The sequence below is a fragment of the Thermobifida sp. genome, from assembly GCF_017577275.1.
GTDB classification, from domain to species: Bacteria; Actinomycetota; Actinomycetes; order Streptosporangiales; family Streptosporangiaceae; genus Thermobifida; species Thermobifida fusca.
On sequence record NZ_PITY01000029.1, the window covers coordinates 32983 to 55532 of the forward strand.

The window sequence follows — 22550 nt, forward strand, 5'->3', positions numbered from 1 at the left end:
TCGTGACCGGAACTGAATTCACCGTGGACGTGGCGGGTGGCGCCCTCACCGTCACCCGGTGGGGATCTGCTGAGGCGCTGCCCGTCGTGGCTTTGCACGGCATCACCGCTAACGGGCACTCGTTCGCCCGGGTCGCCGCCGAGCTTCCCGACACGCTGGCGCTGCTCGCCCCCGACCTGCGGGGCCGGGCCCGCAGCGCCCACTTGCCCGGCCCGTACGGGCTGGGGGCGCACGTCGCCGACACGATGGCCTTGTTGGACGCGGTGGGCGTGGACCGCACGGTGCTGGTCGGGCATTCCATGGGTGCGTTCGTGGCCTGCCTGGCTGCGGTCCGCCATCCCGACCGGGTGGCAGGGGTGGTGCTCGTCGACGGCGGGTTCGGGCTGCCTGCCCCGCCGGGAACCGACATCCAGCAGGTGATCGGCCCGGCAATGGCTCGACTGTCGATGACGTTCGCCGACCGGGACACTTACCGTTCTTTCTGGCAGAAGCATCCCGCGTTCGCGGGCCGGTGGAACACGTGGGCCGACACCTATGTGCAACGCGACCTGGTGGGGGACCCCCCGGAGATGCGGTCCAGTTGTGTGGCGGACGCGGTGCGGATCGACGGCGCCCAAGTATTGGAGGATCCGGAAGTGCTGGGGGCGATCCGTGCCCTGCCGTGCCCGGCGTGGCTGATGTGGGCGGCGCGCGGACTCTTGGACGAAACCCCCGGGCTGTACACGGCGGAGCGGCTCGCCGCGTTGGACGGCAGCGGAGTGCAGTTGGTGGAGCTGCCGGACGACAACCACTACACGCCGCTGTTCTCGTCAACCGCGGCCACGGTTGCCGCCCAAATCCACACCGCGGTCCAGCAGACCATGGAGGCGGAGCGCTAGCTGGATCTCCAAGGCCCGGCTGGGCTCCTGCCAGTCGTCGCCGATGAGCTGGGAGATCCGCTCCAACCGCTGGGAGACCGTGTTGACGTGGACGTGCAGCGCGTCTTTGGCGCGCGACAGGTTGCCGCCCGCCGCGAAATAGGCGCGCAGCGTGTCCACGAGCGCGGTCTTCCGGCGGGCGTCGTAGTCCAGCAGCGGGCCCAGGGTGGCGGTGACGAACCCGTCGACGTCCCGGTCGTCACCGAGCAGCAGCCCGAGGAACCCTAGGTCGGTGGGGGCGGCGACTTCCCCGGTGCGCCCCAGGGCCTGCAGGGTTTGCAGGCAGCGCAGCGCCTCGGTGAACGAGGACCGGAATCCGGGCAGGGCTTCGACCGGCCCCGCCACCCCCACGGTCACCGGACCGTTGACCGCGACCCCCAGGTCAGCGCCGATACGGCGGCCCACCGTGGTGGGGTCGGTGCCGGGCAGGACGAGCACGACCCGGCCGCCGCGGATCCCGGCGAGCCCGCCCGTGGTTTCAGCGATGTGCATGGCGGCGAGGCGCAGCCGCCCCACATCAGCACCGGGGGATTCCGCGACCGCAACCACGTGGGGGACGGTGAGGTTCGCGCCGAGGCGGGCCGCGCGCTGCCGCAGCGACTCGGGGTCCCGGTCCGGGGTGTCCAAGAGTTCGTCGAGCAGGTCGCCGCGGACCCGGTGCTCCGCTTCGGTTGCGGAACGGCGGATGAGCAGCAGCAGCGCGGTGACGACGGCGGCGCGTTCCAGGATGCGCTGGCCGGTGATGTCGGGTTCGATGCCGCGCAGGACGAGCATGCCGAGCAGTTCACTGCCGGCTGCGGCCGCTGCCACCCACGCATCCCCGGCGCGGGCGGTGCGGCCGCTGTGCAGCGCGGTCTGCACGGCTTCGGCAACGGCAGGGTCCTCGCAGCAGGGCGGGGGAGTGGCGGCCGTGTTGAGGTCGTGGATGCACACTTGGCCGCCGAGGACGTCGCCGACTGCGGCCGCGACTTCTTCGATCCCGCCGCCGCGCAGCACGAGGTCGGTGAGCCGGTCGTGGGCTGCCGCGGCGCGTTCCACGGATTCGGTGTGTTCTTGGAGCCGCTGGTTGACGGTGTTGAGTTCGGCGAGCGCCCGCCGGGTGTCGTCGATGAGGTTGGCGTTGTCGATAGCGATCGCCGCGTGCGTGGCCAGCGAGCTCAACAGGGCTACTTCCGCGTGGGAGAACGGCCGTTCCCGCCGGTTGGCGGCGAACAGGACGCCGATGACACGGCCGTTGAGTTGGAGCGGCACGCCGAGGATCGCGACCAGGCCTTCTTCGCGCACCCCCGCGTCGATGTGCTCGGTGTGCTGGAACCGGGTGTCCGCGAAGTAGTTGGCGGTGACATAGGGGAGGGCGGTCTGGGCGACCAGGCCGCCCAGACCTTCCCCGTGGCCGAGGCGTAGCTGCTGGAAGCGGGCTGAGACGGAACCGGACGTCACCCGCATGTAGGTGTCCCCGCGTTCCGGGTCGCTGAGTGTCAGGTAGGCGACGTCGGTGTTGAGGAGGTGGCGGGCCCGGTCCACGATGGCGCGCAGCATCTGGTCGAGGCTGCGCATCCCGGTCAGGTCGTTAGCGGTTTCGAACAGGGCCGTGAGTTCGGATTCGCGGCGCTGCAGGTCGCGGAGGACGGAGCGGACCCGTAGCGCCAGGAGTTTGGCGCGTTCCAACCGGGCCAGGGTTTCCGGGGTGTCCCCGCGGGCACGGGCTTCCAGCAGCGGCCGTTCGTATTCGACCGCGGGAGCGTCGCGCAGCAAAAGTTCCAGGAAGGCCGACTGGGCGTCTACCGCCCACGGGTCGTCTTCGGGGGGAACCGGGGTGTTGTTCAGCTCGCGCTCCATGCTCCATCAATGGTCAGGGAGGCGCCGTTGATGAAAGACGCCTCGGGACAGCACAGGTAGGCCACCATTTCAGCGACTTCGGCGGGTTCGATGAGCCGTTTGATGGGGCTGCGGGCCAGCAGCACGGTTTCCACTACGTCGCTGGCGGGGATCCCGTGGGCGCGCGCCTGGTCGGCGATCTGCTGTTCCACGAGGGGGGTGCGCACGTAGCCGGGGTTGATGCAGTTGGAGGTGACTCCGTGCGGGGCGCCTTCGAGGGCGACGACTTTGGAGAAGCCTTCCAAACCGTGTTTGGCGGCCACGTAGGCGGACTTGTAGGCGGAGGCCCGCAGCCCGTGCACGGAGGAGATGTTGATGATCCGCCCCCAGTTGCGCGCGTACATGTGCGGCAGCGCGGCCCGCACGATCCGGAACGGGGCTTCCAGCATGAGTTTCACCATCATGGAGAAGCGTTCCGGGGGGAATTCGTGGACGGGGCAGACTGTCTGCACTCCAGCGTTGTTGACGACGATGTCGACGCCGCGTGCCACAGTGTCGACCGCGTCCAGGTCGGTGAGGTCTACGTGGTGGGGTTCGCCTATTCCGCGCTGGGCGAGTTCGTCGAGGGCTTCCCGGTTGAGGTCGACGAGGCGGACGGTGGCCCCGGCGGCGGCTAGGCGGGTCGCGCAGGCGCGGCCGATGCCGCTGGCAGCGCCGGTTACGAGAGCGGTCCGGCCGGTGAGGTCCACGTCAACAGAGGTCCCGGCCGCAGCGGAGGTGGGGGGTGCGGCCGTGTCGGGACGAGTGTCATGCGGTGTCATGGGCCTCAATGTAGGTTTTGTGAGGTTCGTCGCTGATATGGGCGGCCACCACAGGGTTGGGCGGTTCTATGTGGCGTTCGGCTATGTGGGGGAGAGCTGTGTGGGGTCTTCACGGGTCGTGTCGCCGCAACCTCCACACCAGACACATGTTATTTAGGTCACATTGTTCGTAGGGTGTGGGCACTGGTGTTCGGCCGAACCCGTGTCCCCCGCAGGGTCTTTCCAACGGAGGCACCATGCTGCACCTGACCCGACGCATACCCGCCCGGGTATGGGTGGCGCTGACCGCTGTCCTCGGCCTGGGCGCCGCCCTTCTCGGCACCACTGCCCTCGCCCCCCGCGCGGAAGCCGCCACCCTCACCCAGGTGTCCGCGTTCGGCTCCAACCCGGGCAACCTGAACATGTACGTCTACCGGCCCGCCACCCTCCCCGACAACGCCCCGCTCGTCGTCCTCCTCCACGGATGCTCCCAGGACGCCGCCACCTACCACGCCCACTCCGGCTGGGCCAAGTACGCCGACAGCCTCGGCTTCGCCCTCGTCTACGCAGAGCAGAAATCAGCGAACAACAGCTCCTCGTGCTTCAACTGGTTCCAGAAGTCCGACACGGCGCGCGGCTCCGGTGAAGCACAGTCCATCCGCTCCATGGTCGACTACGCGGTGCGCACCTACAGCCTGGATGAGGAGCGCGTCTACATCTCCGGCCTGTCCGCGGGCGGCGCCATGGCCTCCGAGATGCTCGCGGCCTACCCGGACGTGTTCGCCGGGGGAAGCATCGTCGCCGGAATCCCCACCGGCTGCGCCAGCAGCCTGCTGGACGCGACCACGTGCATGTTCTCCGGCCGCAACCTCACCCCCAAGCAGTGGGGCGACCTCGTGCGCGCTAAGAACCCGGGCTGGCAGGGACCGTGGCCGCGCGTCGCCATCTGGCACGGCACCGCGGACACGGTCGTGACCCCCAAGAATGCGCAGTCCTCCCGCGACCAGTGGACCAACGTGTGGGGTATCGGGCAAACCCCCGCGCGGACCGCCAACCTCGGCGCGAACACCACCGTCGAGTACTACCAGGACAGTTCCGGACGCGACGTGGTCGCCCGCTACCTGGTCTCCGGCATGGGGCACGGCACTCCCGTGGACCCGGGGTCCGGCACGGACCAGTGCGGCACCGCCGGCGCCTACTTCCTCGACACGATCTGCTCCACCTACCACACGATCCAGTTCTGGGAACTCGACGGCGATCCGCAGCCGTCCCCGTCCCCTTCTCCGTCCCCGTCGCCCAGCCCGTCCCCGACCACTCCGCCCGCGGGGGAGTGCGTGACGGCGAACAACTACCAGCACGTGGCTGAAGGCCGTGCCTACGTCAGCTACGGCTACGCTTACAGCGTGGGCGGCAACGACCTGCTCGGCCTGTGGAACATCTACGTCATCACGTCCGTCCAGGAAACCTCTCCCGGCTACTGGGAGCGCGTATCCGGATGCTGATCCGACCATGACCACCGTGTCAGCCCGTGGCGGCCGGGGCGCGACCCCGGCCGCCCGCGCGTATCTCAGCCCTCCACTCGCGCCGGGAAACCGCCACGGAAAACACCGGAATGACTGCCGAGAGTTTTTGACTTACCCCGGTGAGCCCGATTCGAACCGGGCATCTATGCTCTTTTTCAAACTGTCTCGGATGCGCCCTCAGGGAATTCCCTTCCGCGCTTTCTGAAAAACCGGCTCCAAGGGAACTCCTTCCGCTATCACAACACCGTGACCTACCCCGCAGTATTCCGTGTTCATCCCCTGTGACGTGGGCAGCTGCTGAAATAAAACCCGTGCAAGAGAAACTCTGCAGCGGGTGGAGAACACATTGCACAACCCCCAAATGGTCTAGTCCATAAGCGCGGCAAAGGTCTAGTCCAAGGTCTATGCCAACTGGTGGTAATAGGGGGTGATCGTTCATCATTTGAAACGACCCCTGAGGAGGAGGAATCGTGACTACTGCGGTCCACGGAAATAACGTGGCTCCGACTAGCCATCAGGAACTAGTCGACTGGGTACGCGAGATCGCGGAACTGACACAACCGGACGAAGTGGTCTGGTGTGACGGTTCGGACGCCGAGTGGGAGCGACTCACCTCCCAGCTCGTCGAACAGGGAACCCTGATCCGGCTCAACGAAGAGCTCCGCCCGAACAGCTTCTACTGCCGCTCCGACCCCAGCGACGTCGCCCGAGTCGAGGACCGCACCTTCATCTGCTCAGAGCGCCAAGAGGACGCCGGGCCCACCAACAACTGGGTGGACCCCGCCGAAATGCGCGCCACCCTCAAGGAGATCTTCACCGGATGCATGCGCGGCCGCACCATGTACGTGGTGCCCTTCTGCATGGGACCGCTCGGCGGCAAGATCTCCCAGCTCGGCGTGGAGATCACCGATTCCCCCTATGTCGTGGTGTCGATGCGCATCATGACCCGGATGGGCGCGCCCGCACTGCGCCTCATCGAGGAGCGCGGCACCTTCGTCAAAGCGGTCCACTCCGTGGGCGCCCCCCTGGAGCCCGGCCAGAAGGACGTGCCGTGGCCGTGCAACTCCACCAAGTACATCACGCACTTCCCTGAGACCCGGGAGATCTGGTCCTACGGCTCCGGCTACGGCGGCAACGCGCTGCTCGGCAAGAAGTGCTACGCGCTGCGCATCGCCTCGGTGATGGCACGCGACGAAGGCTGGCTGGCCGAGCACATGCTCATCATCAAAGTCACCCCGCCGTCGGGCGAACCCCGCTACATTGCCGCGGCGTTCCCCAGCGCCTGCGGGAAGACCAACCTCGCCATGCTCCAACCGACCATCCCCGGGTGGAAGGTGGAGACGATCGGCGACGACATCGCGTGGATGCGGTTCGGGGAAGACGGCCGCCTCTACGCCATCAACCCGGAGTACGGCTTCTTCGGGGTCGCCCCCGGCACCGGCGAGTCCACCAACGCCAACGCGGTCAAGGCGCTGTGGGGCAACAGCATCTTCACCAACGTGGCGTTGACCGACGACGGGGACGTGTGGTGGGAGGGCCTCACCGACGAGCCTCCCGCACACCTGACCGACTGGCGGGGCCGCGACTGGACCCCCGACTCCGGCGAGCCCGCCGCGCACCCCAACGCCCGGTTCACCACCCCCGCTTCGCAGGCGCCCACGATCGCCCCCGAATGGGAAGACCCCAACGGGGTGCCGATCTCAGTGATCCTGTTCGGCGGCCGCCGCGCCACCGCGGTGCCGCTCGTCGTCGAGGCGTTCAACTGGCAGCACGGCGTCTACCTGGGCGCGAACGTGGCCTCCGAGCGCACTGCCGCCGCTGAAGGCAAGGTCGGTGAACTGCGCCGCGACCCGTTCGCGATGCTGCCGTTCTGCGGCTACAACATGGGCGACTACTTCGGCCACTGGCTGAAGATCGGCCGCCAGACCGACCCGGACAAACTGCCCCGGATCTACTACGTGAACTGGTTCCGGAAGAACGACGAGGGCAAGTTCATCTGGCCGGGCTTCGGCGAGAACAGCCGCGTGATCAAGTGGATCATCGAACGGCTCGAAGGCAAGGCAGCAGCCCAGGACACCCCGATCGGCCGGGTGCCCACGCCTGAGGCGCTCGACACCGAGGGCCTGGACATCTCCCAGGAGGACTTGGAGCTGCTGCTGTCGGTGGACCGCGAGGTCTGGCGTCAGGAAGCCGACCTGGTCCCCGACTTCTTCAACTCCTTCGGGGACCGCCTGCCCAAGGAGCTGTGGGACGAGTATGAGGCGCTGCGTCAGCGGCTCGGCTAGCCGCTGCCAGGCGTGACGTCGGCGACCTCCCCGTGGTTTCACCTCGTCGGCGTCACGGCACACGTTGGCCCCCTCCACAACGGCGTGGAGGGGGCCAACGGTTTGCGCGGAGGGTGTGGGATTTGAACCCACGAGGCCGGGGCTACCGACCTAACGCTTTTCAAGAGCGTCGCACTCGGCCGCTATGCGAACCCTCCTTGCGGGCATATGCCCTTGCAGTGATGGTAGCCCACCTAGGCGCCACGTGATGAGCGGATGCGCCACCCCAGCGGGGTTCCTTGCCGGGCCGCCGCGCCCCCGGTAGCGCAGCCGTGCAGGTCTTAGCGGGGGAACAGTTCGAAGGTGACCGCAAGTCGGCCGCCGAACCGCGGGGCGTTGGCGGACAAGGTCTCGTCCAGGAAGGACCGCACATAGGTTTCCGGGTCTTCGTCGGTGAGCCCTTCGATGTAGGCGCGGTGCTCCAGCAGGGAGCGGACAGCGCGCTCGTAGCCCGGGGTGGCGTCCACTGCGTGCGTGGGCTGGGGCGAGGCCGCCACGGCAACCCAGCGCACCCCGTTCCACGGCTCCAGTCCCTGGTCGACGAGTTCCGGGAAGATCCACCGGTTGCCCGCGTCTGTGGCAGCGTCGAGCGTGGCCCGGCCTACCGCCTTGTGGTCAGGGGTGTTCCAGAAGCCGCCGTGGAAGGTGTCGCGGTGGTTGAGGGTGATGACGAGTTCGGGGCGGTGCCGCCGGATCGCCGCGGCGATATCCCGGCGCAGGGGGAGACCGTATTCGATCACCCCGTCGCAGTAGTCGAGGAACTCTACGGTGGTGACGCCGACAACGGCAGCGCTGGCGATCTGCTCCCGTTCCCGCAGCGGGGCCGCCTTGCTCGGGTGGATGCCGTCGATGCCCGCCTCACCGCGGGTGGCCAGCAGGTAGCTCACCTCTTTGCCTGCGTCAGTCCAGGCGGCGATCGCTGCGGCAGCCCCGTATTCCAGGTCGTCGGGGTGGGCGACGACGGCGAGGGCGCGCTGCCAGTCTTCGGGCATGGGGGAGAGCTGCTCGGTCACGGGATTCTCCTGTCGGTCGGTTGGGCGGCTCGCTGGTTCTGGCAAATGCGACGATTCGGGACTAATTGGGGTACCCAGGATTTTTACTGATCAGTAATATCTGCGGGCATGGTCATCAGTGAGGCTGATTTCGCTAAGTCGTCCATCATGGCGGCCATGCCGCTCGCCCGCATCCTCGGCGTGGAGTTCGTGGAGTTGGCAGAGGAGCGGGCGGTGATGCGGCTCCCTGACAACCCTGACCATTACGACCACACTCAAAACCAGCACGCTGGAGCGCTGATCGTCCTCGCAGAGACCACGTCGGGGGCAGCCGTGTTCAACGCCCTTGGCGACCGGCTCAAACTCGCGCTCCCCGTGTCCTTGGACGCCCGCGTCGACCACCGCCAGCCGTTCTCCGGCCCCGTGGTCGCTGAAGCCGTGCTGGGAGAGGAGTGGCGCACAGCCCTCACAGAACTGGAAGCCGGGGGCCAACCCGAATTTCCCGTGGACGTGGCGCTGCGCGCCGAGAACGGCTCCACCACCGGCACGGCCACGATCACGTGGATGCTGCGGCCCCACCCCTAAACCACCCTGCCGCCCGGATGCGTGCACTGCTGAACCAGCAGGCAGGGCACGCGCGAAAACGCACGTCTACCCCGGTCCTCTCCGCTGCGGCCCGCTGGTAGGTGCGGGGACGACGAAGGTGGATGCGTGGTCGACCGCGGCATCGAGGGCGAGCGGACCGCCCCCGCCCCACCGCCCTCAAACGCGCGAAAGGCGGCCGGTCAACGTATCGGACAGCTGGCTCCCCGCAGCACCAGCTGCCGCCCCGCGCACACCCTCGGTATGCGTCCGGTGGCGGCCGCGACAAGGGAACGGACGCCACAGCCGCCGAGATCCGTGCTGCCCTGATCCCGCCACCGTGCTGCTCCACGGAGACACCCAGTGAGCAGCGGAAATGCTGGCACAAGTTTTCCACAGGCTGGGGACAACTTCTCGGGTTTTGTCATATCCGCCAGGTAGGGTCCTCCCCAACCCGACTCTGGAATGCCGGACGGTACAGGGAGGCCCCAGTGAAATTCCGAGTAGACCGCGACGCCTTCGCGGACGCTGTCACCTGGACAGCACGGGCACTACCCGCACGCCCCGCTGTTCCCGTGCTCGCGGGAATGCGCCTGGAGGTCGCCGACACCGCCTCCGACACCCTGCGGCTGTCCGGGTTCGACTACGAGGTTTCCGCTCAAGCGTCCGTGGACGTCCACGCTGAGGAAGCCGGCAGCGTTCTCGTCCCCGGCCGTCTGCTCGCCGAAATCGTCCGCACCCTGCCCCCGCATCCCGTGGAATTCCACGTGGAAGGCTCCCGATCCCTTCTCACCTGCGGCAATGCCCGGTTCACGCTGCTCACTCTGCCGCTGGAGGACTATCCGACCCTGCCGGCCATGCCCCGCACGATCGGCTCGGCTCCCGCGGACGTGTTCGCCACCGCGGTACGCCAGGTGCTCCCGTCGACCAGCCGCGACGACACGCTGCCCATGCTCACCGGCGTGCACCTCACCTTCCGAGGCGACACGATCCTGCTCGCCGCCACCGACCGCTACCGCATTGCCGTGCGGGAAATGTGGTGGAAACCGGAAGAGGTCGACATCGACACATCCGCCCTGGTCCCGGCCCGCACCCTCGGCGACTTCAGCCGGTCCCTGACGGGCGGCAACGTCGACATCGCCCTGTCCACCAGCGACAGCCGAGGCGCAGGCGAAGGCATGATCGGCTTCGAGCATGACGGCAAACGCACCACCACGCGGCTGATCGACAGCGACTTCGTCTCCTACGAGTCGCGGTTCCCCACCGAGTTCGCCGCCCAAGCCGACGTTCCGGTCGCACCCCTGGCCGAAGCGGTGAAACGAGTAGCGCTGGTCGCGGACCGCAGCACCCCGGTGCGGCTGTCGTTCACCTCCTCTGAGGTGGTGCTGGAGGCAGGCTCCGGTGACGACGCCCAAGCATTGGAAGCCTTGGAGGTGAATTTCGAAGGCGAACCGATGCGTATCGCGTTCAACCCGCAGTACTTCCTCGACGGGCTCACCAACGTGGAGACGGAGCGCGCCTTCCTCAGGTTCGTCGCCCCCACCAGACCGGCGGTGATCACTGGAACCCCGGCGAAGGAAGGCGGAAAACCGGACTTCCGCTACCTGGTGATGCCGCTCCGCTTGGCCTAAGGCTCGACAGTACGGAGCAGGGCTGCCGCGAGGGCAGAGCGCAGGGCAGGGCTGACAGCGGTGAGGTGAAGAGAGACCCGGCGCGGGAGGAGATCAACGGGGGATGTCCCCTGCTGTTCGGTGCCGTGGCGGGCCAGCAGGGGAGTGCGGGAACAGGGCGGCCGCTACTCGTCTTCTCTTTCTCTGCGGGGTGCGGGCACGACGGGAGCGGTCCAGGTGCGGTCGTAGGCGTCAGTGCAGTCGCCGTCGTGGCCTTGGGGCCGTAGACAGGTGCTTTGGTGGACGGGGTGACGGCCCGGGCAGGCGTCGTCGAGCCAGCTTGTGATGCGTGCCAGCAGATCCAGACTGGTGCGGCGGGTCCGGTCGAGCCAATAGGTGCGCTGCTGGCTGGCTGAGAACAGATCCTCGGCGAGGCCACGGAGGATCTGGGCTTCCTCAGGCGTCAGCTCGACCATTACGTGTCCTCCTCAGCCGAGGCGGCAGGCCTTTTCGAGGCGGGAGAGATAGGCGCGGGCATAGTCAGGCGGGCTGAACTCGATCAGCGTAAAGTCCAGGGCTTCCAGGTCGCTGGCCCCCACGACAAGGTCAGGCAGGAGCCGGTGGCGGGCAGTGAACATCACGACCTGGGTCGGGTCATAACCTAGCGCCCACAGCGGAGCATGCCGCCGCGCAACACGGACGAAATCCGTTGCCTGTTCGTAGGTCAGGGTTGCCGCGGGCAACGGCACAGCAGGCTGGGGGCGCGGTTCCCGGACTTCTGGTGACTCTTCAGCGGCGGGGGAAGAGGCGGCTGAGGTTTCTCGGCGGTTGGCAAAAGGCCAGGACCGGGCCACGAACAGCGGTAACGCTGTGACCAGCGGAAGCAAGACGCGAACAAGTCGCATAGCGCGCTCCTCTCGAACAGGGGGTGGACTGGCAGTCTCTGCTCTGACTCATTGCATCCAATATAACTTGCAAGATTCATATTTGTACTCAGAAATTGTTTCTACATGTCTACTTAGAAAAATGTTGGGAGTTGAGTGAAATGTCTGGTTCTCTGAGGGGCGTCTTAGGATCTGATCAGCAGATTCGCTGTGACACGAGGAGCACACCGGACGTGGCTATCAGTCCCACTCTTCGCCGCCGACACCTCTCCTCGCTGCTGCGTGAAGCACGCGAGAAGCGAGGGCTTACGGCCAAGTGGGTGGCTGAGAAAGCCAAGGAGCGGTCCGGGCGGGAGCGCGGCTGGTCCGAGTCCAAGCTGAACCGGTTGGAAAGCGGCGTCTGGAAGCGGGTGCGCGCCGAGGACATCACCGTGCTGCTCGACATCTACGGGATCACCGCCCCGGACGAACGCGCCACCTATCTCACGCTTGTCCGGGAGGCCATGCAGAAGGGCTGGTGGGCCTCCTACAGCGACGTGCTTGGCACGGGCGAATTCGTCGGTTTGGAAGCGGAGGCATCGCGGATCCGCACCTTCGAATCAGCGGCCATCCCAGGACTGCTGCAGACCGAGGACTATGCCCGTGCGCTCATGCGCGATAGCGAACAAATCGGTTCCTCAGCCAGCCTCGACCGGAGAGTCCAGGCGCGCATGCTGCGACAGCAGATCCTTAACCAGAGCAGCCCGCCCGATTTCCACACCGTCATCGACGAATCTGTCCTGCTTCGGATTACCCCCGAGCTCGCCGGGCAGCTCGACCACCTGTGGGAGGCCAGTCACCGCCCGCACATCGACATCCGTATCCTCCCGCTTAGCAGAGGACCGCACGCTGCGATGACCGGGCAGTTCGTCATCCTGGACTTTCCCCTGCCCAATCAGCCGGTGGTCTACCTCGAAGCTCTGGCAGAAGAGATCTACCTGGACAAACCTGAGGAAATCGACCGCTACCAGCGCATCTACGAGTACCTGCGGGACCAGGCACTGTCCCCCGAAGACTCACGGGACCTGATCCACACCCTCCGGCTGTCCCTGAACGAGAAACGCCATGACTGAGACACCCTGGCTACCCTTCCGCAAGTCCAGCTACAGCGGGTCGATCACGCAGAACTGTGTAGAAGTCGCTGTTACTTCCGAGTTTGTTGCGGTGCGGGATTCTGCGCACCGCGAGTTGGGGTATCTCACCTTCCCACTGGCCGAGTGGCGTGCTTTCCTCACCGAGCTCACCGACCGGTGACTCCAAGACGCCAGCACTTGATTGGACCGTTGGTGCTCGGTTGACGTGCGAAAAGAGCTGAAGACCGGTTCGCAGTCCGATCCGGAAGCCACCCCGGTGCGCGGTTTTGTTTGAGACGACACAGGAACGCAAACCGGGGGTGGTCCACGCTCCGGAACGTCTCATTGGAAGACTGGTCGCAACACACGTTTCGGGTGGGGTTGTGGCGTTCGAAGCGACCGGCTCGAGCGCTCTTCCCGCACAACCTCCGAGTGGACCAGGAGTGACAAGCATGGCCAAGGCTCCAGTCAACGTCACCGTCACCGGCGCTGCCGGACAGATCGGCTACGCACTGCTGTTCCGGATCGCCTCGGGCCAGCTCCTCGGCGCAGACACGCCCGTTCGGCTCCGCCTGCTGGAGATCCCGCAGGCGATCAAGGCGGCCGAGGGTACCGCGATGGAGCTTGACGACTGCGCGTTCCCGCTGCTCGCCGGGGTCGACATCTACGACGACCCCCGCAAGGCGTTCGACGGCGTGAACGTGGCCCTGCTGGTCGGCGCCCGGCCGCGTACGAAGGGGATGGAGCGCCGCGACCTGCTGGAAGCCAACGGCGGCATCTTCGGTCCCCAGGGTGCGGCCATCAACGACGGTGCCGCTGACGACGTGCGCGTCCTCGTCGTGGGCAACCCCGCGAACACGAACGCGCTGATTGCGCAGGCGCACGCCCCGGACATCCCGGCGGACCGGTTCACCGCGATGACCCGGCTCGACCACAACCGGGCGCTGTCCCAGCTCGCCGCCAAGCTGAACGTGTCGGTGAGCGACATCAAGAAGCTGACGATCTGGGGTAACCACTCCGCGACCCAGTACCCGGACATCTTCCACGCCGAGGTCAACGGCCGCAGCGCGGTGGAGGCCGTCAACGACGAGGAGTGGCTGCGCGACACGTTCATCCCGACCGTGGCCAAGCGTGGTGCGGCGATCATCGAGGCCCGCGGCGCTTCCTCGGCTGCGTCCGCGGCGAACGCTGCGATCGACCACGTCTACGACTGGGTGAACGGTACCCCGGAGGGCGACTGGACGTCGGTGGCGCTGCCGTCCGACGGCTCCTACGGCGTGCCGGAGGGCCTGGTGTCGTCGTTCCCCGTGGTGTCCCGGAACGGCTCCTGGGAGATCGTCCAGGGCTTGGAGATCAACGAGTTCTCCCGCGAGCGGATCGACGCGTCGGTGCGCGAGCTGGAGGAGGAGCGGGAAGCCGTCCGCGCTCTGGGTCTGATCAAGTAGTCCGCGTTCCTGCGGGGACAGGGTGCCTCCAGTGTGGGGACACCCTGTCCGAAACCCGGGGTCAGGCGCGGGTGGCGGGCCAGCAGGTCGGGCTAGCCCGCCACCTTTTCCACAGGGTTGTCCCCAGCGTCGTCCCCGACCGGGAGCAGCTCGTAGTGGACGGGCTCGTAGCGCAGCATCCGATAGGACAGCGGCAGCATCCACCGCCGGGTGATCAGGTGGCCGCGCGCCAGCAGTCGCGCGGCGCGGTGGGCTTCCTCACCGCTGAGTGGTCGGACCCGGCCGCGGACCGGAGCACTGGTGGGTTCCCCGCGGAACGTGCATGTGCGCAGGTCAACGAGGGGATTCTCGGTCATTCGCGCGGCTGTGCTGGAGTCTTTGCCGACCCGGAACAGCAGTCGGTCACCGTCGAGTGCGATGCTCACCGGGGTGTGCACGGGGGTTTTGCCGTTGTTGAGATACGTGGTGAGCAGCGCGATCCGCTGGTGGCGGAACTGGTGGAGCAGCGCGGTTCCGGGCATCCTCTCCCCCTCTGCAGCGGCCGTGGTGTCAAGGCCCCACTTTCCCGGAATTGGGGGCTGCCACCACTGACCATGTCCAGGCAGGCCAAGTTATCCACAGATTTCCACAGGTTTATCCACAGCTTTTGAGGGGTGGGGGATGGCCGTTTCCGGTCTGCGGAAACCCGGGGACCGCGGCGGAACCGCCTCGCGCTCCGCTTTAGTTCGCGGCCGCCTGCCCCGGCAACGAGTGGGTGCCGCCTTTGCCTACCGCGGTCTCCAAACCCAACTGTGCGTTACGGCCCCGCAGATAGCCTGCCCGGTACCCAGCCCGATGATAGGTGCGCTCGGGCCGGGTCGGCCGCAGTTTCGGGAAACGGCGGGCAAATTCCTCCCGCACCCGGTCCACATCCGTACGCAACACCAGCTCCGCACCCGTGCTCGGCGTGTCCTCCGCCGCGCCCGCACCACTCCCCACCTGGGCATCCTCGGCGAGCCGGGCCCGAAACTCCCGGATACGCTCCGCTACCGCAGTCCCGTAGGCGCGGATGAACGACCGGTAGAAGCGGTTACGTTCCGTGGCCAGAGTGGAACGGTCGTAGTTGCGCAGCTCCCGCAGGTTCGCCACATGCTCCCGCGCCGCGAACCGCGCCGACGACTCCATCTGCATGGTGATCGACGGCAGCAGCACTCGCAGCGAATCCAACGCACTCACTGTTCCGATGATGATCAGCGTGCGGTCGGTGTTCGCTGACGTGTTGCCGCGCACCGCCGACTGGCATCCGTACGCGGCCGCGATCGCTGCCAGCGCCTTCACCCGGGCTTTGCCGTGCCCGCCGACACCGGAAACCGGGAAGTCCAGCCTGCTGATCTCCTCAACACCCTCACCGCGCTGCGCCCGCGCCTCCGCCTCCGCAATCGCGTGGCGGGTCATCAGCTCAGCGGCTTTCGCGGTGAACGCTTGGCTTTCCGCGTCGGTGACCGAAGGGTCCTCTGCCATGCGCAGCAGCCCGCGGACCCGTTCGATCATCTTCTTCCGGGCGTCTCCCCCGGCGCGCCCCCGTGCGTCAGACGCCATGGACCCAGCTCCGTTCCCTGTTGGGCAGCGGCCAAAAACCGCTCCGGGGTGGTGTGCTTCCCCGGAGCGGTGAAGTTTGTCGCGGTTCAGTCAACCGTTGCGATATGTCAAGGACTGTGCAGCAGCCTACTTCTTGTTGCCCGCCACCATGGTGATGATCCCCAAGATGACCCAGAGCACCGCTGCGGTCGCAGCGCCACCCAAGATGCCCAGGATCAATCCGCTGCTCAGCAGAGTGCCTACGGCTGCGCCGGCGCCACCGATCAGGGCAGGAACCATGGCGAACCGCCACGGGTACTGGGCCGCGTAGCGGCGTGCCCGCCGGTCCCCCTTGCTGCCCAGAGCTCCGACCGCACCGCCCACCAGCGCGAAGAAGAAAGCCGCGGACCCGATGCCGCTCCCCAACGCGCTGAGCACGCCCTCGTTCAAACTGGTCAGCAAGGCGAGCACTCCGGCCACGCCGCCCGCGACCACGGAGCTGCGCCAGGGCCAGATCAGTGTCGCCGAGGCGACGGGGGTGAAAGCGTTTCCGCGCTCCAGCGTCATATCTGCTCCAAGTCCGTTAGTGAACGTTCCGGACGGTACGGCCCGGCTGTTCTCGTTTCCACCATGCCCCACAACAGGCCCGAGCTCCATCGGGAATCGACCCTGACTTCTCCCTGACGCTGCGCCAGCAGGGAAAAGGGGAATCCCCGAGCCCCACCCGGTTCCGCTTACTCAACGAACCAGCCGGGCAGAAAGTGCCCGGAAAACCGGTCCCGCGGGAGTCTCGTCCACTGTCCTGCCGTACTCCTACGCTTAAGGCGCATGAACCGTTTCCACGTGGTGGACGCTTTCACCGACCAGCCGTTCCACGGCAACCCCGCGGCCGTGCTCGTCCTCGACAGCCCTTACGACGACGCCTGGGCCCAGCGGGTGGCTGCCGAATTCAACCTGTCCGAAACCGCGTTCGTCCGGCCCCTTGCCGGGGCGGACGCCGACTACGAACTGCGCTGGTTCACCCCAACCACTGAAGTGGACCTGTGCGGGCACGCCACCCTCGCCGCCGCCCACGTGCTCGCAGCAGGCGGGGCCGAGGGGCCGTTCCGATTCGCCAGCCGCAGCGGGGTGCTCACCGTCACCGCGCGCGACGGCCTGCTGTGGCTCGACTTCCCTGCCAACCCGCCGTACGCGAAGGACGTTCCTGACGGGCTTGTGGCCGCGCTCGGCGGCGAACCGGTGTGGGCGGGGTTCAGCGACGTCAACGACTATTTCGTGGTCTATCCGGACGAAGCGACCGTGCGCGCCCTTGCCCCCGACCTGGCCGAGGTCGCCCGGTGCACGGTGCGCGGGGTGACCGTCACCGCGCCCGCCGACCCCGGGCAGCCCTACGATTTCGTGTCCCGGCTCTTCGCTCCCGCGATCGGGATTCCGGAAGACCCGGTGACGGGGAGCGCCCACACCGCGCTCGGCCCGTACTGGGCCCAGCGGCTGGGCCGCACCCGGCTGGACGCCGTGCAGTGCTCAGCCCGGGGCGGCCGCCTGGTCGTGGAGCTTCCCGCCGATGCCCCCGACCGGGTCCTCATCGGGGGAACAGCGGTCACAGTCAGCGAAGGGACTCTACGTTACTGAGGAGCCGCGTTCGACCGGGCTGGACTCTTCCCGCTGGGCAAGCTCGTACGCCCACGACACGGGGGCCGTGTGGACGCCTAGGGCCGCGGCCTGTGCCCGCGTGTCCGGATGGTCGGTGGCGACGACGATGCGGGTCTGCGGCAGGCGCTCGGAGACGAGCTGCGCTATTGCGGCGGCACTGCCGTCCGACACCTGGACTACGTCGACCCCGTGGACGGGGGCAGGCAGGGCGGCTCGGCTGTGGGCGTCCACGAGGAGCAGCACGCTGGGAAAACGCCGGTGCAGCGGGGTGAGGGGCACATCGGGGGGAAGCATGTCGTCCGTAACTCCGACCTGCGCCAGCTCAGTCAACCGGTGGCACAGTGCGCCGGGGGTGATGGACTGCGGCACCACCGTGGTGTCCACGATCAGCAGGAGCTGTTCAGAGAGCGCGGCCGCCACCTCCGGCCAGACCTTCCCGAACGCGGGCAGCAGCGGCATCGACGGCACGTCGGGGACCGGAATCCAGCGGATGCTCTCGCTCTCCGGGTTGCCGGGAGTGAACGGCCGCCGTTCCGGCACACTGGCCAGCACGGTGTCGAACACCCAGACCTGGTGGTCTTGCCGGTGGATGCCGAGCAGAGACAGCGTGCCCAGGTCGCCGTCCACCTCTTCGACGAATTCGCGGATCGCAGCGGAAACAGAGGACTCGCCGCTGTTGCGGGCACCGCCGGGCAGCCCCCAGGTGCCGCCCTGGTGAGTCCATGGGGCACGGTGCTGCAGCAGCACGTGGCCGGTTCCGGACTCGTCCACGCTGTACAACAGCAGTCCGGAAGCCCCGTACAGTCCCCACCGCCGTGAACCGTCGGCCAGGATCACCCAGCCGTCGCCATCCCCTGCGGTCACCATCCCACCTCCTCCGACGCCCCAGAACCCCCGGATAGGGTCCCACGTGGCATAACTCAGCATGCCTGGTCAAGCTTCCCTTCGGTGGGGATCGCGGCAACACGTGGCGGGTGGACGGTGCTGTCGCAGGGGACAGGGACACTGGGGCGGGCGGGTGCCGGAGGAGCGGCAGGGGCCTGCTGGAGGCCGCTGCCGTCAGGGGCACGGCTGGTTCAGGGGACGGCGCGCATGAACTACCGGGGCACCGGTTGAAGCCTTATGCGGAGTGCCGCGTTTTTGGTGCGGGGCAACGGTTGAACGCCATTCGATTTCTGGTGTTCATGAATAACAACTGTGTTCCGATGATCCCATCACATTCGCCTCGCTGCTCCCTCTTTCTTCTCGGCTATCAGAACGCCGCATAGTCCTCCGGGATGTGCGGTGAGAAAAATGAAGGAAATTCAGGTTTTCCCTTCTCTGTTGCTGTCGGGCAAGCAGCAGGACTCCATGATGTATCCGCTGGTCAACGCGCTTTTCTGCGCGTCGGCCAACGGCTTGTCTGTGACGGTGTGTGCAGGAGGGATCGCGCGTCGCAGAATGTCAGATCCGGGGAAAGAAAGGCGAAGAGGACCATTTCCTCAGTCGCATAGATATTGCTCCAGGAAGGAATTTGTGTCACAGAAAAGCAACGTTCCCTATGGTGCGGGATTTATGAGAAAACTCGGGTATAGGGTTATTTACCCAGCCGCAGCCGATGGCTGTCCGGCGAGAGATGCTGCCTAAGGCTCACCGTGAACCATTGCGGCTTTCACGGTGAGCCCGATCTCTACCTGGACCAGCCCTCAGGTCCTGCCCGGCGCTACCAAGCCGGGCAGTGGAACGCGCGGTTCCTGATCCGGAAGACCCCGGATAGGCCACAGAGCGCTGTCTGACAGACAAGCACTAAAGGCATCCCCATGACCAACGGACCCTTTCCTTCTGAGAGCCCTTCACCCCAGCCCTCCGACGGCCAGGGCAGCACTTCAGGAAACATTCCGGAGCCCGTCACCCAGCTCGCAGCCCAACGCGGTTTCGGTGCCCTCATCGACATGCGCTCCGACGGTACCCGGGCAGAGAAAGCGCTTGGCGGCTGTGCGATCGCGGTCGGCTCACTGCTGCTCATGGTCCTCGTGGCCTACCTTGCCCCAGAGGACGACCCCTTCTCGTTCTCCCTGCTCCGCTCTGTACTGCGGTTCTTCGCCCTGTTCTTCCTCTTCGTGGCTGTCTGGGCCGCTGCCGCCGGGCTGCGCGGCCTCATCGTCGCCCCCCGCTCGCACTACCTGTACGAAGGCGGAATCATCTACGCGGCAGGAAAACGGCTGCAGCCTGCGGCGTGGGAGGAAATCAGCCACCTGACCACCATCTACGGCAACCGCGCCACCGGAACCAAAGGCAAGATCCTCGGTTACAAGGTGTGGCTGGGAGACACCACGTCGTTCGACGTGCCCCTCATCCTCACCGACGGCCGCGACAGCTTCATGGACCGCATCATCCACGAAGTGCGCTCCCGCAACCGCCCTATCCGCTGAACCACCACCGGCACCACACCCATGGCTGAACAGCACACCCCCGAGCCGCACTCCTCAAACCGCCCCCAGCCAGAACCCGTGCCCAACGCAGAGCACACGGACGCTGCACTTTCCCCTTCCGCTGAGCCGCCCCCGTACGTTCCGCGCCCCGAGGCCCTGCGGCATGACTTGAAGGTCCGGGGTGAACGGGCGGTCATCTTCGGCGCGCTCTGGCTGCTGGCCGGCGTTCTCATCACCCTGATCACCTACGTGAACGCCCTGCAGTCGTTCTCCGGCGGCATCTACGTCGTCGCCTGGGGGCCGCCGGCCGTCTACGGCCTCTACCGGATCATCTCCGGACTCATCATGATCAAAAAGAGTCGCACGCAAAGCGTCAACTGAACACCAACAGGTATCTTCTGATCCACCCCCGTGCCGTGTCCTGGCACGGGGGTGTGCCCGTCTGCGCGCCGACCAGCCCACTCGACCTTCACACCACCCCGGCCGCGGCGGGCATGGACAGGCGGCACAATGCTCCTGTCCCACCCTCAGGGAGAAAGCGGATCAGATTGTGACGACGTCCATTCACCAGCGGATCGCCGAGGAGCTTGGGGTACGCGAACGGCAGGTACGGGCCGCAGTCGAACTGCTTGACGACGGCGCAACCGTGCCGTTCATCGCCCGCTACCGCAAAGAAGTCACGGAGATGCTCGACGACGCCCAGTTGCGGGCGATCGAAGAGCGGCTGCGCTACCTGCGGGAACTGGAGGAACGCCGCACCGTCATCCTGGAGTCGATCAAGGCGCAGGGCAAACTCACGCCCGAACTCGAAGCCGCGATCATGGCCGCCGACTCCAAGGCACGCCTGGAAGACATCTACCTCCCCTACAAGCCGAAGCGCCGCACCAAGGCGCAGATCGCGCGCGAAGCCGGACTGGAGCCCTTGGCGGACGCGCTGCTCAACGACCCCTCCCGCGACCCGCACGACCAGGCCGCCGCCTACGTTGATGCGGACAAGGGGGTCGCGGACACGGCTGCCGCACTGGAAGGCGCCCGCGCCATCCTGGTGGAACGGTTCACCGAAGACGCCGACCTCATCGGTGAACTGCGGGAACGCATGTGGCAGCGGGGCCGTCTCGTCTCGCGGGTGCGGGAAGGCAAGGAAGAAGTCGGCGTGAAGTTCGCCGACTACTTCGACTTCGCCGAAGCGTTCACCACCCTGCCCTCCCACCGGGTCCTGGCTCTGTTCCGCGGTGAGAAGGAAGAAGTCCTCGACCTCACCCTGGAACCGGAAGAACCGGCAGAAGACCCGAGAGCCCGCAGCAGCTACGAGGTCCGCATCGCCCAGCACTTCGGTATCGCCGACCAGGGCCGTCCCGGGGACCGCTGGCTGTTGGACACGGTCCGCTGGGCGTGGCGCACCCGCATCCTCGTCCGTCTCGACATCGACCTGCGCTCCCGCCTCTGGCAGGAAGCCGAAGACGAAGCAGTCCGGGTGTTCGCCGCCAACCTGCGCGACCTGCTGCTGGCCGCGCCCGCCGGCACCCGGCCCACCATCGGTCTCGACCCGGGCCTGCGCACCGGGGTGAAGGTCGCTGTCGTGGACGGCACCGGCAAAGTGGTGGACACCGCGACGATCTACCCGCACGAACCGCAGAAGCGCTGGGACGAGTCCATCGCCGTCCTGGCGGCGCTCGCCCAGAAGCACCGGGTGGAACTGGTCGCGATCGGTAACGGAACCGCGTCCCGCGAAACCGACCGTCTCGCCGCTGACCTGATCAAACGCCACCCGGAGCTGAAGCTCACCAAGGTGATGGTGTCGGAGGCCGGGGCGTCGGTGTATTCGGCGTCCGCCTACGCTTCCCAGGAGCTTCCTGACTTGGACGTGTCGCTGCGCGGCGCTGTCTCTATTGCGCGACGACTCCAGGACCCGCTCGCCGAGCTGGTCAAAATCGACCCCAAGTCAATCGGGGTCGGCCAATACCAGCACGACGTGTCCGAGGTGAAACTGTCCCGCTCCTTGGACGCGGTCGTGGAAGACTGCGTGAACGCGGTCGGCGTGGACGTGAACACCGCGTCGGTGCCGCTGCTCAGCCGCGTTTCCGGTATCACGGCGAGCCTGGCCCAGAACATCGTCGCCTACCGTGACGCCAACGGGCCGTTCCGTACCCGTGCCCAACTGCGGGAAGTGCCGCGGTTGGGACCGAAAGCGTTCGAACAGTGCGCGGGTTTCCTGCGGATTCCTGACGGGGACGACCCGTTGGACTCTTCAAGCGTCCACCCGGAGGCGTATCCGGTGGTGCGGCGCATCCTCGAGGCGACCGGCCGGGATATCCGGGCGCTCATCGGCGACACGGACACGCTGCGCTCGCTGCGCCCCGACGACTTCGTGGACGAGCGGTTCGGTCTGCCCACGGTGACCGACATCCTCGCGGAGTTGGAGAAACCGGGCCGGGACCCGCGCCCCGAGTTCCAGACCGCAGCATTCCGGGACGGGGTGGAGGACATCACCGACCTGAAACCGGGCATGGTGCTGGAGGGCGTGGTCACCAACGTGGCGGCGTTCGGTGCGTTCGTGGACGTGGGAGTGCACCACGACGGCCTGGTGCACGTCTCAGCGATGTCGAAGAGTTTCGTCAAAGACCCGCGGGACGTGGTCAAGCCCGGCGACATCGTGCGCGTCAAAGTGCTGGACGTGGATGTGCGTCGCAAGCGGATCTCGCTGACTCTCCGCTTGGACGATGAAGTGGACCAGCGCAGTGGGGAGAACAACCGCTCCGGCGGGGAGCGCCGGGAGCGGGGTGCGCCGCGGCGCGGGGACCAGCGGCGGCAGCGCGGCGGCCGCGGCGAGCAGCAGCCCATGGGGGCGATGGCGGAAGCGCTGCGCCGCGCAGGCCTGGTGTAGTCGATGCGTGTGGGCGGTGTTGCCAGGCACCGCCCACA

Annotated in this window: 21 protein-coding genes and 1 tRNA gene; 12 read left to right on the top strand and 10 right to left on the bottom strand. The window is 67.0% G+C overall.

Features of this window, described 5'->3' with window-relative positions:
* The first annotated feature begins 2 nt into the window (after nt 1-2).
* The gene (locus CW348_RS14115; protein ID WP_011290526.1) at nt 3-878 is read left to right on the top strand and encodes an alpha/beta fold hydrolase; all 876 of its coding nucleotides are present in this window, start codon (nt 3-5) and stop codon (nt 876-878) included.
* Here CW348_RS14115 and CW348_RS14120 read toward each other — a convergent pair.
* Together CW348_RS14120 and CW348_RS14125 are read right to left on the bottom strand one after the other, a co-directional pair.
* A complete protein-coding gene (locus CW348_RS14120) occupies nt 810-2756 on the bottom strand; it encodes a helix-turn-helix domain-containing protein (RefSeq protein WP_104612978.1) in 1947 nt (648 codons plus the stop codon). The genes CW348_RS14115 and CW348_RS14120 overlap by 69 nt on opposite strands.
* Nucleotides 2741-3556, bottom strand: a complete 816-nt coding sequence (locus tag CW348_RS14125; protein ID WP_011290528.1) for a 3-hydroxybutyrate dehydrogenase — start codon at nt 3554-3556, stop codon at nt 2741-2743. Before CW348_RS14125 ends, CW348_RS14120 begins: the two co-directional genes overlap by 16 nt.
* Before the next feature lie 236 nt (nt 3557-3792).
* Between CW348_RS14125 and CW348_RS14130 the strand changes: the two genes are divergently transcribed.
* Both CW348_RS14130 and CW348_RS14135 read left to right on the top strand, forming a co-directional pair.
* Nucleotides 3793-5037 (top strand): PHB depolymerase family esterase, encoded by a 1245-nt coding sequence (locus CW348_RS14130; RefSeq protein WP_016187994.1) that lies wholly within the window; start codon nt 3793-3795, stop codon nt 5035-5037.
* Between the two features lie 518 nt (nt 5038-5555).
* A complete protein-coding gene (locus CW348_RS14135; RefSeq protein ID WP_016187995.1) occupies nt 5556-7343 on the top strand; it encodes a phosphoenolpyruvate carboxykinase (GTP) in 1788 nt (595 codons plus the stop codon).
* A gap of 107 nt (nt 7344-7450) precedes the next feature.
* On the opposite strand, the gene CW348_RS14140 is transcribed toward CW348_RS14135, so the two are convergent.
* A tRNA-Ser gene (locus CW348_RS14140) sits at nt 7451-7540 on the bottom strand.
* A gap of 123 nt (nt 7541-7663) precedes the next feature.
* Nucleotides 7664-8395 (bottom strand): PIG-L deacetylase family protein, encoded by a 732-nt coding sequence (locus CW348_RS14145; protein ID WP_181140048.1) that lies wholly within the window; start codon nt 8393-8395, stop codon nt 7664-7666.
* 108 nt (nt 8396-8503) lie between these two features.
* Here CW348_RS14145 and CW348_RS14150 point away from each other — a divergent pair, with 108 nt between their 5' ends.
* Entirely contained in the window at nt 8504-8959 is a 456-nt protein-coding gene (locus CW348_RS14150; protein ID WP_011290532.1) for a PaaI family thioesterase, read from the top strand.
* A 488-nt stretch (nt 8960-9447) separates the two neighbouring features.
* Nucleotides 9448-10587 (top strand): DNA polymerase III subunit beta, encoded by a 1140-nt coding sequence (dnaN, locus tag CW348_RS14155; RefSeq protein WP_104612979.1) that lies wholly within the window; start codon nt 9448-9450, stop codon nt 10585-10587.
* A 164-nt stretch (nt 10588-10751) separates the two neighbouring features.
* Here dnaN and CW348_RS14160 read toward each other — a convergent pair whose 3' ends face one another.
* Nucleotides 10752-11042 carry a hypothetical protein gene (locus CW348_RS14160; RefSeq protein ID WP_011290534.1) on the bottom strand — a complete coding sequence of 97 codons (291 nt, stop codon included), beginning with the start codon at nt 11040-11042 and terminating at the stop codon, nt 10752-10754.
* 12 nt (nt 11043-11054) lie between these two features.
* Nucleotides 11055-11471: a hypothetical protein gene (locus CW348_RS14165; protein WP_258076903.1), complete on the bottom strand. Its 417-nt coding sequence runs from the start codon at nt 11469-11471 to the stop codon at nt 11055-11057.
* A 212-nt stretch (nt 11472-11683) separates the two neighbouring features.
* On the opposite strand from CW348_RS14165, the gene CW348_RS14170 reads away from it, so the two are divergent.
* The 3 genes from CW348_RS14170 (at nt 11684) to CW348_RS14180 (ending at nt 14007) form a co-directional block, all read left to right on the top strand.
* A complete protein-coding gene (locus CW348_RS14170; RefSeq protein WP_324969770.1) occupies nt 11684-12562 on the top strand; it encodes a helix-turn-helix transcriptional regulator in 879 nt (292 codons plus the stop codon).
* Entirely contained in the window at nt 12555-12743 is a 189-nt protein-coding gene (locus tag CW348_RS14175) for a DUF397 domain-containing protein (RefSeq protein WP_041427538.1), read from the top strand. The genes CW348_RS14170 and CW348_RS14175 overlap by 8 nt, the downstream gene beginning before the upstream one ends.
* Before the next feature lie 271 nt (nt 12744-13014).
* Entirely contained in the window at nt 13015-14007 is a 993-nt protein-coding gene (locus CW348_RS14180) for a malate dehydrogenase (RefSeq protein WP_016188000.1), read from the top strand.
* A 92-nt stretch (nt 14008-14099) separates the two neighbouring features.
* Here the strand turns inward: CW348_RS14180 and CW348_RS14185 are convergent, their stop codons facing one another.
* The 3 genes from CW348_RS14185 to CW348_RS14195 all read right to left on the bottom strand — a co-directional run bounded on the left by CW348_RS14185 (nt 14100) and on the right by CW348_RS14195 (nt 16131).
* Nucleotides 14100-14528, bottom strand: coding sequence for a PPOX class F420-dependent oxidoreductase (locus CW348_RS14185; RefSeq protein ID WP_287464017.1), 429 nt, complete (start codon nt 14526-14528; stop codon nt 14100-14102).
* A 199-nt stretch (nt 14529-14727) separates the two neighbouring features.
* A complete protein-coding gene (locus CW348_RS14190) occupies nt 14728-15537 on the bottom strand; it encodes a DUF2786 domain-containing protein (RefSeq protein WP_016188001.1) in 810 nt (269 codons plus the stop codon).
* A gap of 174 nt (nt 15538-15711) precedes the next feature.
* Complete coding sequence (locus CW348_RS14195; protein WP_016188002.1) at nt 15712-16131, bottom strand: hypothetical protein; 420 nt, start codon at nt 16129-16131, stop codon at nt 15712-15714.
* A 261-nt stretch (nt 16132-16392) separates the two neighbouring features.
* On the opposite strand from CW348_RS14195, the gene CW348_RS14200 reads away from it, so the two are divergent.
* On the top strand, nt 16393-17196 hold the full coding sequence (locus CW348_RS14200) for a PhzF family phenazine biosynthesis protein (protein ID WP_011290543.1): 804 nt from the start codon (nt 16393-16395) through the stop codon (nt 17194-17196).
* Here CW348_RS14200 and CW348_RS14205 read toward each other — a convergent pair.
* Nucleotides 17185-18084: an NUDIX domain-containing protein gene (locus CW348_RS14205; RefSeq protein ID WP_011290544.1), complete on the bottom strand. Its 900-nt coding sequence runs from the start codon at nt 18082-18084 to the stop codon at nt 17185-17187. The genes CW348_RS14200 and CW348_RS14205 overlap by 12 nt on opposite strands.
* A 932-nt stretch (nt 18085-19016) precedes the next feature.
* Between CW348_RS14205 and CW348_RS14210 the strand changes: the two genes are divergently transcribed.
* The 3 genes from CW348_RS14210 to CW348_RS14220 all read left to right on the top strand — a co-directional run bounded on the left by CW348_RS14210 (nt 19017) and on the right by CW348_RS14220 (nt 22512).
* The gene (locus tag CW348_RS14210) at nt 19017-19628 is read left to right on the top strand and encodes a hypothetical protein (RefSeq protein ID WP_011290545.1); all 612 of its coding nucleotides are present in this window, start codon (nt 19017-19019) and stop codon (nt 19626-19628) included.
* A gap of 21 nt (nt 19629-19649) precedes the next feature.
* Nucleotides 19650-20009 carry a hypothetical protein gene (locus CW348_RS14215; RefSeq protein ID WP_104613104.1) on the top strand — a complete coding sequence of 120 codons (360 nt, stop codon included), beginning with the start codon at nt 19650-19652 and terminating at the stop codon, nt 20007-20009.
* 169 nt (nt 20010-20178) lie between these two features.
* Nucleotides 20179-22512, top strand: coding sequence for a Tex family protein (locus CW348_RS14220; protein WP_016188003.1), 2334 nt, complete (start codon nt 20179-20181; stop codon nt 22510-22512).
* Nucleotides 22513-22550 lie beyond the last annotated feature (38 nt).